This is a genomic window from Veillonella sp. (assembly GCF_018381775.1).
Lineage (GTDB): Bacteria > Bacillota > Negativicutes > Veillonellales > Veillonellaceae > Veillonella.
The window spans coordinates 38127-55772 of record NZ_JAGZRH010000013.1; the positions used below are offsets into that span (position 1 = coordinate 38127).

The 17646-nt window shown below is 40.5% G+C and carries 17 protein-coding genes; all 17 read right to left on the minus strand.

All coding sequences use genetic code 11. From position 1 onward, the window contains the following. Positions 1-88 precede the first annotated feature (88 nt). Positions 89-466: a PaaI family thioesterase gene (locus KH109_RS08480; protein ID WP_295218601.1), complete on the minus strand. Its 378-nt coding sequence runs from the start codon at positions 464-466 to the stop codon at positions 89-91. After that, on the minus strand, positions 463-1614 hold the full coding sequence (gene menC / locus KH109_RS08485; RefSeq protein WP_295218604.1) for an o-succinylbenzoate synthase: 1152 nt from the start codon (positions 1612-1614) through the stop codon (positions 463-465). The genes KH109_RS08480 and menC overlap by 4 nt, the downstream gene beginning before the upstream one ends. 7 nt (positions 1615-1621) lie before the next feature. After that, complete coding sequence (menE, locus tag KH109_RS08490) at positions 1622-3007, minus strand: o-succinylbenzoate--CoA ligase (RefSeq protein ID WP_295218607.1); 1386 nt, start codon at positions 3005-3007, stop codon at positions 1622-1624. A 153-nt stretch (positions 3008-3160) separates the two neighbouring features. Further along, the gene (menB, locus tag KH109_RS08495; protein ID WP_295218609.1) at positions 3161-4003 is read right to left on the minus strand and encodes a 1,4-dihydroxy-2-naphthoyl-CoA synthase; all 843 of its coding nucleotides are present in this window, start codon (positions 4001-4003) and stop codon (positions 3161-3163) included. A 4-nt stretch (positions 4004-4007) separates the two neighbouring features. Next, the gene (gene menH, locus KH109_RS08500) at positions 4008-4868 is read right to left on the minus strand and encodes a 2-succinyl-6-hydroxy-2,4-cyclohexadiene-1-carboxylate synthase (protein ID WP_295218612.1); all 861 of its coding nucleotides are present in this window, start codon (positions 4866-4868) and stop codon (positions 4008-4010) included. Continuing rightward, complete coding sequence (gene menD / locus KH109_RS08505) at positions 4865-6628, minus strand: 2-succinyl-5-enolpyruvyl-6-hydroxy-3-cyclohexene-1-carboxylic-acid synthase (protein ID WP_295218615.1); 1764 nt, start codon at positions 6626-6628, stop codon at positions 4865-4867. Before menD ends, menH begins: the two co-directional genes overlap by 4 nt. A 40-nt stretch (positions 6629-6668) precedes the next feature. Next, entirely contained in the window at positions 6669-7811 is a 1143-nt protein-coding gene (locus KH109_RS08510; RefSeq protein ID WP_295218618.1) for an isochorismate synthase, read from the minus strand. A gap of 296 nt (positions 7812-8107) precedes the next feature. Continuing rightward, positions 8108-9370 (minus strand): phosphoribosylamine--glycine ligase, encoded by a 1263-nt coding sequence (purD, locus tag KH109_RS08515; RefSeq protein WP_295218621.1) that lies wholly within the window; start codon positions 9368-9370, stop codon positions 8108-8110. 151 nt (positions 9371-9521) lie between these two features. Further along, positions 9522-11051, minus strand: a complete 1530-nt coding sequence (gene purH, locus KH109_RS08520) for a bifunctional phosphoribosylaminoimidazolecarboxamide formyltransferase/IMP cyclohydrolase (protein ID WP_295218623.1) — start codon at positions 11049-11051, stop codon at positions 9522-9524. Between the two features lie 26 nt (positions 11052-11077). Next, positions 11078-11695, minus strand: a complete 618-nt coding sequence (gene purN / locus KH109_RS08525) for a phosphoribosylglycinamide formyltransferase (protein WP_295218626.1) — start codon at positions 11693-11695, stop codon at positions 11078-11080. Continuing rightward, positions 11688-12749, minus strand: a complete 1062-nt coding sequence (gene purM / locus KH109_RS08530; RefSeq protein WP_295218631.1) for a phosphoribosylformylglycinamidine cyclo-ligase — start codon at positions 12747-12749, stop codon at positions 11688-11690. The genes purN and purM overlap by 8 nt, the downstream gene beginning before the upstream one ends. Further along, positions 12736-14154 carry an amidophosphoribosyltransferase gene (purF, locus tag KH109_RS08535; protein WP_295218634.1) on the minus strand — a complete coding sequence of 473 codons (1419 nt, stop codon included), beginning with the start codon at positions 14152-14154 and terminating at the stop codon, positions 12736-12738. Before purF ends, purM begins: the two co-directional genes overlap by 14 nt. Positions 14155-14163: 9 nt before the next feature. Beyond that, a complete protein-coding gene (gene purC / locus KH109_RS08540; RefSeq protein WP_295218637.1) occupies positions 14164-14892 on the minus strand; it encodes a phosphoribosylaminoimidazolesuccinocarboxamide synthase in 729 nt (242 codons plus the stop codon). 66 nt (positions 14893-14958) lie between these two features. Beyond that, the gene (gene purE, locus KH109_RS08545) at positions 14959-15450 is read right to left on the minus strand and encodes a 5-(carboxyamino)imidazole ribonucleotide mutase (RefSeq protein ID WP_129823804.1); all 492 of its coding nucleotides are present in this window, start codon (positions 15448-15450) and stop codon (positions 14959-14961) included. Positions 15451-15882: 432 nt separating this feature from the next. Then, the gene (locus KH109_RS08550) at positions 15883-16323 is read right to left on the minus strand and encodes a hypothetical protein (protein ID WP_105094718.1); all 441 of its coding nucleotides are present in this window, start codon (positions 16321-16323) and stop codon (positions 15883-15885) included. 11 nt (positions 16324-16334) lie between these two features. Continuing rightward, positions 16335-16781 carry a hypothetical protein gene (locus KH109_RS08555; protein WP_105085270.1) on the minus strand — a complete coding sequence of 149 codons (447 nt, stop codon included), beginning with the start codon at positions 16779-16781 and terminating at the stop codon, positions 16335-16337. Positions 16782-16807: 26 nt separating this feature from the next. After that, complete coding sequence (locus tag KH109_RS08560) at positions 16808-17383, minus strand: xanthine phosphoribosyltransferase (RefSeq protein WP_005387850.1); 576 nt, start codon at positions 17381-17383, stop codon at positions 16808-16810. Positions 17384-17646: the final 263 nt, after the last annotated feature.

Below are 17646 nucleotides of genomic sequence, written 5' to 3' on the forward strand. Positions count from 1 at the left end.
ACAAAATCTAAAAAGGACAGTAGATACTAAAATAGTATGTACTGTCCTTTTATCATTGCCTATTATCTATTGCTTATTACCTATTCTATTACCGATCAAAGTCCACAATAGATAGTGTTACGGTTACTTGGGAAATAAGTCGCTCTGCATCGTCTAGCATATCAAAGCGCCACACATGGGATATTTTCCCTTTTACAAGTAAGGTGCCGTAAGCTGTTAAGGCCCCTTCACATCGTACAGGGCGCAAATGATTAGCTGTTACAGATTGTCCTACACCAAATTTATCTGCACCAATAAGTTCATTACTCATCATACCTGCAACGATTTCTGCAAAGGCCAAGGTGGCTCCACCATTTAGGTAACCTTGCGGTTGCTTGTGAAAGTCGCCTAGATTCATTTTCGCAATACATGTAGTATCACTAGTCATATGAGGCTTTTCAATTTGTAATGATTCTATCAAATTCATAGTGTTCGTTTCTCCACACAATATGCTTCTAGTCTATCATCAAAAACAGTTACACCTAAGCCATCTCCATCAGGAACGTGCATAACACCATCCTTAAAGGTCAAATCTGGATAGATGAGATCTCGTTCAAAATATCTATTAGAATCAGATAGGTCTCCTGCCATATAGGAATCACCTAGAGCCGCTAGTTGAGCGTGCAGCATTTTAGAAATGCCCGACTCTACCATACTGCCAACCCAATACGGAATATGACATTCTCTACACAGATTAATAGCTGCCTTAGTAGGTACGAGCCCCCCCATACGACCTACTTTTATGTTGAGTACATCAATCAGGCCATATTCAATAGCATACGATAAGTCGTCATAGCCCAAGATGGACTCATCTAAACAGATAGGCGTTTCAATATGCCAATCATCGTTGTTGAGGCGTTCCCACTTCCACTCCTTATAGGATTGAAGCGTTGTTATAGCAAAAGGTTCTTCTATGCAAGCTAACTTCAAATCGTTAAATTGACGGACCTCATCAATATCATCATAAGAATAGCTTTGATTCGCATCGGCAGCCAAAACTAAATTGGGGTAATGCTTACGCACTAAAGCTGCCCGTTCATAGCCATCTGTAGGATTTACCTTTAACTTGATGCGCTTACAACCATTTACCACATGAGCTTCTACGGCATCTAGCAATTGTTCCATCGGTACATCACCGATAACAACACCACTTTCAATAGTATCTTGTAAAGGCTGCCCCATAATATAGGAAACGGAGTTTACACCTAATCGCTCGCAATGAAGGTTAATCAGTGCATTTTCTAAGGCAGCAATAGTCATTGGCATGTGATCTCGATTTAGCCAGAACTGCAACTGCCGTACATAGGTCATAAGCGGTTTAGGCCGCATCATGCGCAAATTAAAGATATAATCATCTACTAATGTTTTCCAACATGTATCTACGGTTTCCGCTGTATAGAATGGTTCTGTGAAAGCTACACACTCTCCATAACCGACATAACCTTGTTGGTCCTCGATGCGGATGACAACGGTCTCTCGTTCTTTTACTTCACCTTTAGCAGTTTTAAAGTTGAACTTCAACGGCAATTTAAGGCGATATGTAGTTATACTTTTAAAGTTTAAAATATCATTCATAGGCGCCTCAATCTTCTAAACGCAGTTCATTGCGCACAATTTTACCTGTTCCATTTCTAGGCAACGCAGGCAATATCTTTACGTATTTAGGAACTTTATATTTTGCCAGGGATTTAGTCATAAAGGATAGAATTGCATCTGCAGTCATGCTTTCACCATCGTGAAAGGCCACAAATAGAGCCGGTACTTGTCCCCATTTAGGATCAGGTACAGGTACAACGGCACATTCCTTGACAGATGACAATGTGTAGACTAAATCCTCTAATTCCTTAGGATAAATATTTTCACCACCAGAAATGATGAGATCCTTGCGACGATTCAAAATATATACGAACCCATCTTCATCGACATAACCGATATCATCGGTATTAAGGTCACCATCGATAGGTTCCTTGTCAATATATCCAGTCATAACCATAGGGCCTGTTAAGTGAATCTCACCTACACCGTCTGCATCAGGTTTATCAATGCGAACCTGCATCCCTGGTAATGGTTTTCCTACGGAATCTCGTTTATGAGGGTAATCCAATACGGAGAAAGTCACGCTTTGACTAAAGGTTTCCGTCATGCCATAGGTCTTGTAGATTGGTAAGGATTTCTTTTCACAAGCATCGATGAGAGCCATAGGAATAAACTCACCACCGAGCAAGATAACACGCAACTTATGATGTGTAATCTTCGGTTCTAATTGAGTCAAAATTGTTGGTACCAGAGACATCATATTAATTTTCTCAGATTCAATGAGTTCTAAAACCTTTATCTCATCGTATTTAGGCAATATAGTAACAGCCGTACCATTGTAAAGAGACCGCATCAAAATAGATAGACCACTTACATGGAACAGAGGTAATACCATAAGCCAATTATCTTGTTCGGTTTTACCTAACACCTCTTGAGACGCTTGTACATGAGCTCTAATTTGCCCCCATCGGAGAGGAACAGACTTAATCTGCCCCGTTGTGGCACTAGTGTTCATAATAGCTGCAATATCTGTATCATTAAATGTCCAGTCAAAGGCATCTTCTAAAACTCGGTCAGATAGAATGGTTTCTAGAGGTTCAAACTCAATGGCACGCAGTGAATTAGGCAGGTGATCACGTCGTTCTTTACTATGTAAAATAGTAATAACCCCTAATTGTTTCAATTGCTTTCCTATCTCGTTAGGCTTAAGATGTACATTAAGTAATAGAACTTCTTTATGTACAAGCATAGCTGCTAATACATAGATTGCCATCATCACAGAGTTGTCCGATAAAACGGCCACACGAGAGGTTTTTAAAGGCTCTAATTTACGAGCTACATGAACTACGCCACGGTATATATCGTTATAGGTATATTCATTTATACATATGCGATTAGGATAGTGCTCAGCACCATAACGTAACCAATCCATCGTCTCACCTCGTATCTAAACATTATTCCTAATGATTAATCTCATATCCAAACATTATATCCTAGTGACATTACAAGAAAGGCGCCCCATATAGAGGCGCCCTTATTATTTTAAAATAGTTAGTCCCCAATCTAGGACTAGTAACTCTCCCTATTAAGGGAATTTAGGGAATTGTTTGAAGTTTGGTTTGCGTTTTTCTTTGAACGCGTCACGACCTTCTTTTGCTTCATCAATTGTGTAGTACATCAATGTTGCATCGCCTGCAAATTGTTGTAAACCTGCAAGACCATCTGTATCAGCATTGAAGGAACCTTTTAACATGCGCAATGCCATTGGAGACAATTCAAGGATTTCACTACACCATTGAACTGTTTCTTCTTCCAATTTGTCGAATGGTACTACAGTATTAACCATGCCCATTTCATACGCTTGAGCAGCAGTGTATTGACGGCACAAGAACCATACTTCACGAGCTCGTTTATGACCGATCATGCGCGCCAAGTAGCCTGCACCATACCCAGCATCGAAGGAACCTACGCGAGGACCTGTTTGACCGAATTTAGCATTTTCAGAAGCGATGGTAAGGTCACATACGATGTGCAACACATGACCGCCACCGATAGCAAAACCATTAACCATAGCGATAACAGGTTTTGGGATAACGCGAATCAAACGTTGCAAATCAAGAACGTTCAAACGAGGAACATTATCTTCGCCTACATAACCACCGTGACCGCGTACGCTTTGGTCGCCACCGGAGCAGAATGCTTCTTTATCTTCACCTTTGCCGTGGTTAGCACCAGTCAATACGATTACGCCTACTTCGTTATCTTCACGAGCTACTGTGAAAGCGTCGATTAACTCCATAACTGTTTTAGGACGGAACGCGTTGCGCACCTCTGGACGGTTAATAGTAATTTTTGCAATGCCATTATATGTTTCGTAAATTACATCTTCATAATTACGATTCAATACTTTCCAATCAAATTTGCTCATGGACTTAACCTTTCTTCTGTAAAAAATCTAACACCGCTTCTTCAAATAGTTGCGGTTTTTCTATATGCACATTATGCCCCGCCCCTTCGACGATGACATGCTTAAAGTTTGGCAACTTGCCAAACACATCTCTTCCTATTGTAGTATATTTTGTATCTAAAGCGCCACTTACATATAAGCCTTTAAGAGATAATTTCTCTAATTTATCCCCTACATAAGGCATTACCCCTTGGCCTGAGCCACGCAAGGTACATGCTAAGGCATACGTACTATTATTGGAACGACGTAGATAGATTAATTCCTCTACGCCCTCTGAAAGTTGTTTTTGACTTTCAAAAATAGGAGCCTCCGCCCAACGTGTAGCAAACCACGCACCATCATGATTTTCAATGTGAGCCGCTAAATCTTCATCGGCCTTACGGCGCTCTGCTCGCTCAGCATCAGAGGCGATACCTACAGAGCCACTTTCAAGGATGATTCCTTTGATTTCACTTTCATATTCCAAAGCGTAAGAAAGTGCAATACGGGCCCCCATGGAGTAACCCATGAGGTAATATCTATCCCCAACCATATGATAAATAACGGTATGTAAATCCTCTATCATTTGAGGGATCGTATAAGCCTTATCTTCATCAGGAATATCTGAATCACCATGACCAATCAAGTCGATACGGACCACGCGATAGCCGGGAAGATTAATAGCATCCCAAGTGTAGCTCGATTCAGAGAATCCATGGAAGCACACAATAGGTTCTCCATCGCCAACCACAGTTAAACCGTAGCGGTATTCACCCAAATCAAAGTACATGCGTTGAGCTGGATTACACAAAGCATTATCTACAATACTACAAAAATACTGACTCATAGTAATGCCTCCATATCAACTGAAACTTTTGTATATTTCTTATGTAACTGTCGACTATATTCCCGATTTGTAGGGATTTCAATGATATGAACGCCTGTTTCTGAGCTAACATTAGCTAGCACAGTGCTCAATTCATCAGGGCTTGTGATTTTAGTATAACCACAGCCATAGAGTTTGGCAGCCCCGCTATAATCTAAGCCTTGCGATGTGGAGAACAAGTAATCAAAATGCTTTGTTCCCTTTTGCGGTAAGTACTCAAAAATGCCGCCGCCATCGTTATTATGCAAAATAATCGTCAAATTGAGATTATGCATTTTGGCTACTGCTAATCCATTTAAATCATGGAACAAAGACAAGTCACCAGTTACAAGATATGTAGGCAGTCCATTTGTGGCAAGACCTAAAGCAGTAGAAATGGTACCATCAATACCATTTACACCGCGGTTGCCATACAGTACGGCGGCAGACTCACCACCAAACCAGAAGTAATCAAAGTCTCGAATACTCATACTATTGGCAACAAGTACTTGTGCATCACTAGAAATATGTTGCTGTAACTCGCGTATCGTACAACCTTCAAAACAACTTGGTTCCTCTATTGCTGTACCTAGTTTCTGTTTTCCTGCTGTTTCTAAATGCTGCCACTTGCCAAGATATGCTGGGGAATCATTTTGTACACCATACAGATTCGTAAATACATCAATACTTGCTTGCATGTGCATAGTGGTTTTACCCGTTGGATTCATAGAGTCCATCGTAGGATTAACCTCAATGTATTCTACATGATCCCAACTCGCCACCATCTGTTGTACACGTTTAGACACAACGATTTGTCCGAACTGAATTACGCAATCAGGCTTTAGTATAGGCCATAGCTCTTTATCAGCTAAAAATGCATCATATGTAGAAATAACAACCTTACTAGTATCGATACATTCCTTCTCACTATGACTACCAACCGAGTTTAAACATCGTCTTACATTAGACAATGGATCTGCCAAGATAGGTGCTTGTAGCGTTGTAGCAAAAGAAAGAATATTATTAGCTTCCACAACATCTACCTGTGGTCCAGCTAGTATAAGAATATTCTTATATTGTCCGAGGAAGCTATCCTTATTGCTACTAGTATTGTTTACATGACTGCTATGACTTATATTATCATAATTACAGCCACTACTATAATGTGGCTTAACTACGTTAAAGGGACTACGTCCCGCTTCAAAATGTTTACTATCCAGTTCAGGTACCAAGGGCTCAAAGAGAGGAACATTGATATGTACTGGTCCTTTTTTAGTATCCATAGCTTTCATATACGCTTTACGTGCTACTTGGCGTGGATATGTATAGTAATGAGCCTCTTGAGGCACTGCTAATTCTTCGTAATAGTTTACAGCGGTACCAAAGATTTTCTGTTGGTCTACTGTTTGCGGAGCCCCTACGTGTAACAACGTGTGTGGCCTATCTGCAGATAAAACGATGAGAGGCACACCGCTATATTGAGCCTCTAAAATAGCGGGCAAATAATGAGCCACTGCCGAACCAGAGGTACAAACGAGTACGGTCGGTTCCTTATGAGCCTTTGCAATGCCAAGAGCCATAAAACTAGCAGAGCGCTCATCTATATTCATATATGTTTCAAATCCTTCATGCTCTGTAAAAAGCATGGCCATCGTTGTAGAACGAGAGCCAGGGCTAAACACCGCATGACGAACGCCGAGTTGGTAGAATTCATCTACCAAGGCAGCAATATATTCGTTCATTATATTCCCTTTCAACGCCCCCTAAGGGTTTGGAAATGTATTATAGCGCCTCCAAAATGGTGCGCATTTTATTATTAGTTTCTGCGTATTCTTCATCCGCATCAGAGTCGGCAACAACACCACACCCTGCATAGGCATACAGTACATTATCCATGATGAGAGCCGATCGAATGGCAACGACTATGATGCCATCCCCCATGTCTTTCATAAAACCAAATGGAGCTGCGTACATGCCACGTTCATGGGCTTCGTACGTTTGTAATAATGCTAATGCCTTTTCTCGAGGTTCCCCACCGAGAGCAGGTGTAGGATGTAATAATTTTGCCCACTCTACGAGGGACTTCGTACTATCCTTTGCGGTAATAATAGTACGCAAATGATAAAGGTGAGCTAACTCCATAATACCCGTTTCACCTATGGTCACATCTGGAGTAATAGCTTTCATAGTATTTACAATGCGATCACGGACGATATTATGTTCAAAAAGATTTTTCTTATCTGTTAACAGTTGTTCCTTAGTCCACGCCTTAGGCCCATGTTTAGGCGCCGTGCCAGCTAAGGCATAACTGAGGATTTCACTGCCACGATGACGCACTAGGATTTCTGGAGATGCACCCACAAAGGTACGGCCATCCTTTTCGTAACCAAAGATAAAACAATTAGGATTGTTATCTACTAGATTAGCTAAAATACTAGCCACATTATATGGTGTATCACTGGTAAACTCTACTTCGCGAGAGGAGACGACCTTAGTCATTTCACCGCTGCTGATGCCCTCAGCAATAGCATTCATAAGGCTATCCCAAGCAGCCTTATCATCACTGGTTTCCTTAAAATTATGGTGTACGCGAGGCACCTCAAAATCCTCGATGGGCACGCTTTCACCAGCATGAAGATAGAAAGATTCCCCATTTTCTACGATGTAATAATGAGTGAAAGCAATCATTTCATGGCCCATACCAGACCATTTAGGATCTTTGGAGGTCTCAAAAAAAGTATCCCCATAAAATACGTAGGCGTAATTATGGCGGTCCTCATCATCTTTGACCGTCGCCAGACGTTTAGCGCCTACAACGATACGATCACTCTGACGATCCACCCAAAATACGCGTTCTTCATTGGGGAAGTTCAGCCAAAAGGCCACCGGACTATTCAGTTCTAACGGTTCTTTGTTATATTTCATAGTTGTACGTCGCTATAAGAAAAATATTCTATAGTAAAAACACCTAACGTGTAGAAGGTTTCTTCTACACGTTAGGCGTCATCCATAAGTTTCCAAATTTTGAGATGAGCCTAACGCCATCACACGTCGATGGGCCCTCTTTATATCTACATTATTATAACATAGGTAACCGTTAAAAGGTAGAAAATAAAACCTCTACACCACTGCGTTATGCATGAGTGTAGAGGTTTTACTTTGTTAAAAACATTTTTATGCTGTATTTAAAACGCTGTTACTGTATTTAAAACACTTTTTCTTTATTTGAAAGCTTTCGCCCCAATATCTGTACGATATTGCATGCCCTCAAAATCAATGTGTTCTATCCGTCCATAAGCTCTATCGAGCGCCGTTTTAAGATTTTTACCTAGACCTACTACGCCGAGTACGCGACCACCATTGGTAACATAATTTTCACCAATGAGCTTTGTACCAGAGTGGAATACGATAGTTGTATCGTATTGCTTAATATCACCATGAATCACATCACCCTTAGATGAAGTTTCAGGATACCCCTTAGAGGCAAGAATAACGCAAGCCGCTGAGGAGTCTTTCCATTTCACCATATCAGCTGTTAATGTGCCCATAGCACAGGCCATCATGATTTCACCTAAATCGCTATCTAGTAAGGGCAATACAACTTGTGTTTCAGGATCACCAAAACGGGCATTGAATTCTACTACCTTAGGCCCTTCAGAGGTAATCATAAGCCCTGCATAGAGACAGCCCACATAAGGCATTCCCTCTTTTTCCATGGCCGCTACCATAGGTTCCAAGATAGTTTTCATGGCTTCATCCCGCAATGCATCAGTGAGCACTGGCGCTGGTGCATAGGTACCCATACCACCTGTATTAGGGCCTTTATCACCATCAAAGATGCGTTTATGATCTTGGGAAGCAATCATAGGAACTACTGTTTTGCCATCTACAAAGGCAAGTAAACTCGCCTCTTCACCTTCCATGAACTCTTCAATAACTACAGTACTACCAGCCTCGCCAAAGCGGTTGCCACTGAGCATATCTTCTACAGCCGCATTTGCTTTGTCAATAGTCATAGCCACTACAACACCCTTGCCAGCTGCTAAACCATCAGCTTTAACTACAATAGGAGCACCAGTTTGACCGATAAATGCTTTTGCTTCATCGACCTTGTGGAACACGCCATAGGCGGCAGTTGGGATGTTGTATTTTTTCATTAAATCTTTGGCGAACACTTTGGATCCTTCTAGTTGAGCAGCTGCTTTGGATGGGCCAAAGACAGGAATTCCTGCTTTATTCAGTACATCTGCTAGTCCTGCTACAAGAGGTGCCTCAGGACCGACAACGACTAAATCGACTTGGTTATCCTTTAAAAAGCTAATCAAATGATCGCTTTGTTGCCAGTCAATGCCGACTAACTCGGCACAATCTGACATGGCCGCACTGCCAGGAATGGCATATACCTTTGTTACGCTAGGGCTGATGGACAAGCGCCATGCCAAGGCATGTTCGCGGCCGCCGTTACCGATTACACATACTTTCATAAGTCCTCCATCGACGCCTAAACGCCATCAATACATCATATTTATGTAAGCACTTAGATCTTCTATAATCATTATTACCCATCAATGATTAGATATGAGTTAGTGCTCAATCGTTAGTGCTCAACCGTAAACCTCAATCAGAATAGACTAATTAATGTTTAAAGTGACGAATGCTTGTAAATACCATCGCAATGCCCGCTTCGTCGGCAGCCTTGATAGATTCTTCGTCTCGAATGGATCCACCAGGTTGAATGATGGCTGCAACACCATGTTTTGCCGCCGTTTCTACAGTATCCCCAAACGGGAAGAATGCATCAGATGCTAATACTGCCCCTTTAGCGGCTTCACCAGCCTGTTCAAGGGCAATCTTTGCTGACCCAACGCGGTTCATTTGTCCTGCCCCCACACCGAGTGTCCGTTTTTCGTTAGAAATCAAAATCGCATTAGATTTTACGTGTTTTACGAGCTTCCACGCAAATTCGAGGGCTTTCCACTGTTCCTCTGTTGGTTGTACCTTCGTAACCACTTTATAGTTAGCGCGGTCTTCTAGAATATCATCTTCTGTTTGTACTAATAAGCCACCAGAAACCTTTTTCACGGTCACTTGGCCAGATTCAGGTTTAGATAACTGAATGAGGCGAATATTTTTCTTTCCTTCAAGGATTTCTAATGCTTCTTTTGCAAAAGCAGGTGCCATAATAACTTCTAAGAAAATTTTGCTCATTTCTTCTGCAGTGGCTGCATCTACTTCACGGTTTAAAGCAACGATACCACCAAAGGCAGATACAGAGTCTGCTTCGTAAGCATTTACATAAGCCTCATGCAAGGTAGCCGCAGTAGCCGCACCGCAAGGATTTGTATGCTTAATAATACATGCTGCAGGATCTGTAAACTCCCACACCATATTCCAAGCCGCTTCCATATCTACGATATTGTTATAGGAAAGCTCTTTGCCATGGAGTTGTTTCAAAGCACCCATGCCATGAGCCGTTCCAATTTCTTTGTAGAATGCCGCTTGCTGATGCGGATTTTCGCCATACCGAAGGTCTGTAACCTTTTCATAAGCACTTAAGTATTCAGACGGTGTAGGACCTTCGTTTAAGATGCCGCTCATATAGTTAGCAATGGCTACGTCATAAGCAGCAGTATGAGCAAAGGCTTCTTTCGCCAAACCAAAGCGATATTCTTGAGTCAATTCTCCATGTTCCTTAAGCATTGCTAAGATTTCATCATAATGATTTGGATTGACTACGATACCTACGTACGCATGATTTTTTGCAGCAGAGCGTACCATGGTAGGGCCACCGATATCGATATTTTCAATAGCTTCCTCTAAGGATACATTTGGTTTTGCAATGGTTTCACGGAATGGATAAAGATTGACTACTACAAGGTCAATTGGTTCGATACCATGATCTGCCATAGCTTGTTGATGTTCTGCATTATCACGGATAGCCAAAATGCCGCCATGAACCTTTGGATGCAAGGTCTTAACGCGGCCATCCATCATTTCAGGAAAACCTGTCAAAGATTCAACAGCTTTTGCTGCAATGCCCGCATCAGTAATCGCTTTAAGCGTACCACCTGTTGAATAAATAGTTACACCTAATTCAACTAAACCCTTCGCAAAATCTACAATACCTGTTTTATCTGAAACACTAAGAAGTGCATTTTTAATCATGTAACGTCTTCCTTTGCTTTCATAAATCAATCTTCAATATAAACAACTCTCCCTTTTATAGTGAGCTTGTCTTCACAAAATAGTTGCAATGCCTCTTTATACGTTTTATGTTCGATAGGTAATAATCTATCACTCAAGGTATCCTCTGTATCATCGGGTAATACAGGTACCGTATTCTGCAGAATGATAGGCCCCGTATCCATTCCTGCATCTACAAAGTGCACCGTACATCCGGTTATCTTTACACCTGAATCGATGGCTTGTTGATGACCATGAAGTCCTGGGAACGATGGCAATAATGCAGGATGGATATTTAATATCTTATGCTCATAACGTTCAATGAGCTTAGCCCCAACTATGCGCATATAGCCAGCTAATACAATACCATCTACCTTATAGGGTTCTAAGGCATCTAATTGAGCTTGTTCAAAGCTAGCTTTTGAATCATAATCGCTACGCTCGATAACAATAAGTGGAATATTCCAAGATTGGGAACGTTCCACAATTCCGGCTGTACCATGATCTGTAATGATTACAACAAATTCACCATTAATATAGCCTTCTTGCATAGCCTTATACAGTGCTTCCCCATTAGAACCACGACCACTAGCAAAGAGGGCTAACCGCTTTTTAGAATTACGCATCGAACTCAGCCCCTTTAAGGACAACTGGACTATCGCCACTTACAATGCGGCCAATTTCATATACCATTTCACCACGACTAGAAAGGTTTTCTTTAACCGTTTCTACATCCTTTTGATCAACGATGAGTATCATACCAATGCCCATGTTGAACGTACGGTACATTTCAGGCCAGGCAACATTGCCCCATTCTTGTAGTTTTGTAAATACAGGAAGTCGTGGCCATGTAGTGACGTCTACCTCTGCAGTAACGCCTTTTGGCAATACGCGTGGAATATTTTCATAGAAGCCACCGCCGGTAATATGAACCATGCCTTTTACAAGCTGTTGTTCAATCAATGGCAATACAGCTTTAGGATATAAACGAGTAGGCGTCAATAATTCTTCGCCTAAAGTTTTATCAAACTCTGGAATTTTTGTATCGATAGATAATTGTTTATGATCGAATACAATTTTACGAACCAAGGAAAAACCATTGGAATGGACACCTGAAGATGGCAAACCTAAAATCACATCGCCATCTTTGATGCTTTCACCAGTAATCAATTTAGGACGATCTACGATACCAACGGCAAAACCCGCTACATCGTAATCATCGTTATCGTAGAACCCAGCCATTTCAGCAGTTTCACCGCCCAGTAAAGCACATCCGGACTCTTCACAAGCTTCAGCCACACCGCGCACAATATCTGCTACTTTCACAGGATCAAGTTTACCAACTGCAATGTAATCGAGGAAGAATAAAGGCGTTGCACCTTGCACAAGAATATCATTAACACTCATGGCTACGCAGTCTTGGCCAATAGTATCATGTTTATCCATCATGATAGCGAGGCGCAATTTAGTGCCTACCCCATCTGTGCCAGATACGAGCATAGGGTCAGACATAGAGCGACCAGCTAAGGAATAGAGGCCCCCAAAACCACCTAAATCACCTACAACACCTGGTGTATAGGTGCGTTTTACAGATTCTTTCATCAATTCGACAGCACGATTGCCTGCATCGATATCAACACCTGCATCGCGATAGGTTAAACTAGTTTTATTCGAGCACATATTTGACCCCTTCCTCTTGTTCCGCAGGAACCTCTACACTGTAATCACCATTAAAGCAAGCAAAACATAAATCATTAGGCGCTATATCAGATACAGCACGACATAAGCCTTCACGAGATAAATAATGTAATTTGTCAGCATGAATATAATCTTTTATTTCATCTACTGTATGGGTAGCAGCAATTAGCTCTTTACGCACCGATGTATCAATACCATAGTGACAGGAATACTCAATTGTTGGTGAGCTTACACACATGTAAACCTCTTTAGCGCCCGCTTCCTTTAGCATTTTAACGATAATACCACTCGTAGTACCGCGTACAATAGAATCATCGATAAGGACAATCCGTTTACCCCCTACAATGTGGGACAATGCATTAAGCTTCATACGAACAGCTAATTCCCGCTCCTCTTGATTTGGCTTGATAAAGGTACGACCACTATAACGGTTTTTCACTAAGCCTTCTGCAAATGGTATGCCCGATGCACGAGCATAGCCTAGTGCAGCTGTAGTGCCAGAGTCAGGAATAGACATGACGATATCTGCATCATATTTAGTTTCGTTATATAATTCACGCCCCATATTAAGACGAGATTGATATACCGATTGACCATCGATATGGCTATCGCCACGAGCAAAATAAATATATTCAAAGACGCAAAGCTTTTTGTCGATTTTTTCTGATTCTACATAGATTGTGCTACGCACACCAGAGTCATCGATAATTACCATTTCGCCTGGATCGATGTGACGAATGAACTCGGCTTTTATAGCATCTAAGGCACAGCTTTCACTAGAAAGGACATAGCCATTAGCCGTTTTACCTAAACAAAGAGGTCTAAAGCCTTGAGGATCACGCACACCTACCAAGGAGTCGTTCGTAGTAATAACGAGAGAAAAAGCCCCTTCAATTTGACGGGCTGCATCAGCAATGCGTTCCTCTTGTGTCTTAGCTTTAGAGCGAGCAATGAGGTTTACAATAACCTCAGAATCCATTGTCGTTTGGAAAATGGAACCATCCGCTTCAAGGCGTTTACGGATGGCTAAAGCATTCGTTAAATTACCATTGTGAGCTACCGCAATTTGACCACCTTGGTAATGAATTACTAAAGGTTGGATATTGCGTGGATTATTGGACCCTGTTGTGGAGTACCGCACATGGCCAGTACCCATATGGCTAGGCAAAGATGGTAATTCCTTGATAGCCTCAGTCAATAAGCCCATGCCTTTTTTTAGTTCTACATCATGACCATCGGTAACGGCAATGCCCGCGCTTTCTTGGCCACGGTGTTGGAGCGCAAAGAGTCCCCAATATACATAGCGTGCTACATCAACGGTTCTATCATAGACACCGAATACACCACACTCTTCATGCCATTTATCAAAAACAGGATCGTAGTTCATTGTGCCCCCTTAGGCGCGTTCGCCAGTAAGACGGAATAACATTTCTTTGTACGCTTCTTCGATGTTACCAAGGTCTCGACGGAAACGGTCTTTGTCGAGTTTTTCACCTGTTGTAGCATCCCAGAAACGGCATGTATCAGGAGAGATTTCATCGCCTAATAATACTTCACCATTATGTGTACCAAATTCCAATTTGAAGTCTACGAGAGTTACATTTTTAGTAGCCAAGAATTTTTTCAAAATATCGTTTACTTTTAACGTAATAGTAGAGATTACATCAAGTTGCTCTTGAGTAGCCCAGCCAAGTGCTGTGATTTGGGATTCGTTGGCGAATGGGTCGCCTAATTCATCATTTTTGTAGCAGAATTCAAGGATTGGATGTTTAAGAGGAGTACCTTCTTCAATGCCAAAGCGTTTAGCCATAGAACCAGCTGCAATGTTACGAACGATAACTTCTAAAGGAATGATATCCAATGTAAGTACTGTTTGGTTGCGATCATCTTCGCGACGAACAAAATGAGTTGGAACGCCTTCTTTTTTCAACAATTCAAAGAAGAAGGAAGCGATTTTATTGTTCAATACGCCTTTGCCAAGGATGGTATCATGTTTCTCGCCATTAAATGCAGTAGCATCATCTTTGTAATGAACGATGTACTCGTCTTTGTTATCTGTTTGATATACTTGTTTTGCTTTACCTTCGTACAATAATGTTAATTTTTCCAAGTCGATGTTAGCCATGATGTGTCTCCTTTTACTCTTGTCTATTCAAAGATATATAAATGATGATGTAAACGCTTCAAGCGATTATAGTTTAATGGCACCTTGTAATTCAGCATTGTCCGCTAATACTTTTTCAGCCATATCTTTGCGATACTGTACATATCGGTCTTTCAATTCTTTGTTGAAAGCTGCTCCAATTTGGACTGCAAAAAGTGCTGCATTTTTAGCACCGTCTACAGCCATAGTTGCTACAGGCATACCGGATGGCATTTGAACGATAGCAAGCAAAGAATCAATACCTTTTAACGCTGTTGCATTAAGAGGAATACCGATAACAGGCAATGTAGTAAAGCTAGCCACTACACCTGGTAAGTGGGCCGCTGCACCAGCACCAGCAATAAAAGCAATAGCCCCTTCGTCTTCAAGCCGTGTAACAAAATCCTTTACAGCTTCAGGTGTACGATGAGCGGAAGCGATAACCATTTCATAAGGAATGTTAAATTCATCAAGTACGGCAGATGCCTTTTTCATTGTGTCTAGGTCAGACTTGCTGCCCATAATAATACCGACCTTCATAGATCCTCCTAATAAAAAAGCCCAGCCGAAACAGACTGGGTCAAATGCGCACAAATAGCCTCCGTAGACTTGCCTTGAGTTTGTTGATTTGCATAGTTCACGGTGCTACCTCCTTCTTGTACACAAATTGTAACACCTAATATTTACAAAATCAACACAATTTTCGAATATTATTTAATTAATTATTTTTATTATTCGTTATATTCCGAACTATTCGAAAATATTAAATTTAATTATATCGACTTTATTTAAATCGGTTGATTAATAACATCCGCTCAATTTATATAAAAATATCCATGCAATAAACGCATTATTTTACACCATATATATTTTTTTGCAAAAGCAAAAGAGGGTATCCTATCTATAAAGATAGGATACCCTCTTTTATTTAATTTCCGAACATTATGCCAGTTAATCTATATTTGTTATTGATTAGTGAGTACCACTTTCAAAAGCAGCTTTCAACTCACCTACAGCTTCAGGTACATAATCAACAATAGAAGACATCAATGCATACATTAATGCAGGTTCAAACGCATCATCACCACACATATATACGCAGTCCAAATATAGACTAGAATCTTGTTCATCAATATATAGTTTATAGTTTTTGTATGTTGCATTGTCTCGATTAATCAAAGCATTCAAGGCATTCATATTTTGTGCAGTTACCTTTTCAGGGCCTAACACCAAACGAATAACACTGTAAATACTGTTATCGAGAATGACAAATAACGGCATATCCCACAATGGGGATTTAATATAAGAGCGGTATACAACAGTACCGTCTTCATCATCAAAGTCCTTACGTTCAAAGGATGTGATTTCTTCGTCTTTTAAAAACTTATCAAATAATAACGCTTTAGGATTCATAACAACCTCTATTAAGCTAAACCAGCTACTTTAAGAATGCCTTTATGCACAGCATCTAAGTGTGGTTGAACAACTTCAAGCAATAAATTAACTACTACTGTAGGATCAAACTGTTCAGTCAAACCAGGAACAGATACATCCATATAGATGTTATTGTCTTCATTGCTTACATAATATTTAGATACTTTATAATCTTGATTCAATGTGTTAAGTTCTTTTAACACAGCAGGAATCACTTTTTCATCAATAGATGTTGTTGTAATAGCTATACGCGCATAGGAGAATGCAGAATCATCCACAACGATGAATACAGGCAAGCTATGCTCATGAACATCCAAACGGCCGTGATAAACGACTGTATGAAGATCATCTGTCATTTCTTCCTTTGTAAACCAAGAGTTACCACCTTTATTTAGGTCAGCAACGAGTAAGTCGAATTTTTCTGCTTTTTGATTCATAATTCCCTCTACAAATAATCAGACTATTAGTCTTCAATAAATACACAACCATTGTCTTTAAATTCTTTAATACGAACCAAAGACTCTACACGATAACCTGCATTTTCAAGGCGTTCGCGACCAGGTTGGAAGGATTTTTCGATAGCAATAGCCATACCTACCACTTCATCACCTGCGTCTTCTACCAATTTAGCAAGGCCCATAGCAGCCTCACCAGATGCCAAGAAGTCATCGATGATTAACACTTTTTCACCAGCTGGCAAGAATTTTTTAGAAATAGTAATATCGTAGTTTTCTTCTTTTGTGTAGGAGTACACCACACTATGATATACATCGTCTACCATAAGAATAGATTTTTTCTTACGCGCAAATACTAATGGCACATCAAGTTCAAGAGCAGCCATCAATGCCAATGCAATGCCAGATGCCTCAATAGTAACAATACGTTGTACCCCTGCATCACGATAACGATCAGCAATTTCTTTACCAATTGCTTTAAACAATTGTGGATCGATTTGATGATTTAAAAAACCATCGACTTTTAGCACGCGATTATTGAGGACAATCCCCTCTTCACGAATACGTTGTTTTAATAATTCCATGTGCTCTTACCTCCGCAGTATAACTATCTTTAAATTTTAACGTAAATAACCCCTTAGGGTCAACCTATATCAAGTAAAAGCCTTAACAATATAGCTAGTACAATAACTATCAAAGAGACTTGAAAACTTTCAACTCTGAATCATAAAATTCAACAGGTTTATAACAATATATTATATCGGTTTTAATGCTTTTTATCTACAAAATAGCATAGTGTAGTTTTTAACTGATTGGACAAAAAGAAAATTTAAAAATTCTATTCACA

Bases quoted from the DNA above. Each gene is read 5' to 3' on its own strand.
- KH109_RS08480 (WP_295218601.1), bottom strand. From the start codon at position 466: ATGAATTTGATAGAATCATTACAAATTGAAAAGCCTCATATGACTAGT.
- menC (WP_295218604.1), bottom strand. From the start codon at position 1,614: ATGAATGATATTTTAAACTTTAAAAGTATAACTACATATCGCCTTAAA.
- menE (WP_295218607.1), bottom strand. From the start codon at position 3,007: ATGGATTGGTTACGTTATGGTGCTGAGCACTATCCTAATCGCATATGT.
- menB (WP_295218609.1), bottom strand. From the start codon at position 4,003: ATGAGCAAATTTGATTGGAAAGTATTGAATCGTAATTATGAAGATGTA.
- menH (WP_295218612.1), bottom strand. From the start codon at position 4,868: ATGAGTCAGTATTTTTGTAGTATTGTAGATAATGCTTTGTGTAATCCA.
- menD (WP_295218615.1), bottom strand. From the start codon at position 6,628: ATGAACGAATATATTGCTGCCTTGGTAGATGAATTCTACCAACTCGGC.
- KH109_RS08510 (WP_295218618.1), bottom strand. From the start codon at position 7,811: ATGAAATATAACAAAGAACCGTTAGAACTGAATAGTCCGGTGGCCTTT.
- purD (WP_295218621.1), bottom strand. From the start codon at position 9,370: ATGAAAGTATGTGTAATCGGTAACGGCGGCCGCGAACATGCCTTGGCA.
- purH (WP_295218623.1), bottom strand. From the start codon at position 11,051: ATGATTAAAAATGCACTTCTTAGTGTTTCAGATAAAACAGGTATTGTA.
- purN (WP_295218626.1), bottom strand. From the start codon at position 11,695: ATGCGTAATTCTAAAAAGCGGTTAGCCCTCTTTGCTAGTGGTCGTGGT.
- purM (WP_295218631.1), bottom strand. From the start codon at position 12,749: ATGTGCTCGAATAAAACTAGTTTAACCTATCGCGATGCAGGTGTTGAT.
- purF (WP_295218634.1), bottom strand. From the start codon at position 14,154: ATGAACTACGATCCTGTTTTTGATAAATGGCATGAAGAGTGTGGTGTA.
- purC (WP_295218637.1), bottom strand. From the start codon at position 14,892: ATGGCTAACATCGACTTGGAAAAATTAACATTATTGTACGAAGGTAAA.
- purE (WP_129823804.1), bottom strand. From the start codon at position 15,450: ATGAAGGTCGGTATTATTATGGGCAGCAAGTCTGACCTAGACACAATG.
- KH109_RS08550 (WP_105094718.1), bottom strand. From the start codon at position 16,323: ATGAATCCTAAAGCGTTATTATTTGATAAGTTTTTAAAAGACGAAGAA.
- KH109_RS08555 (WP_105085270.1), bottom strand. From the start codon at position 16,781: ATGAATCAAAAAGCAGAAAAATTCGACTTACTCGTTGCTGACCTAAAT.
- KH109_RS08560 (WP_005387850.1), bottom strand. From the start codon at position 17,383: ATGGAATTATTAAAACAACGTATTCGTGAAGAGGGGATTGTCCTCAAT.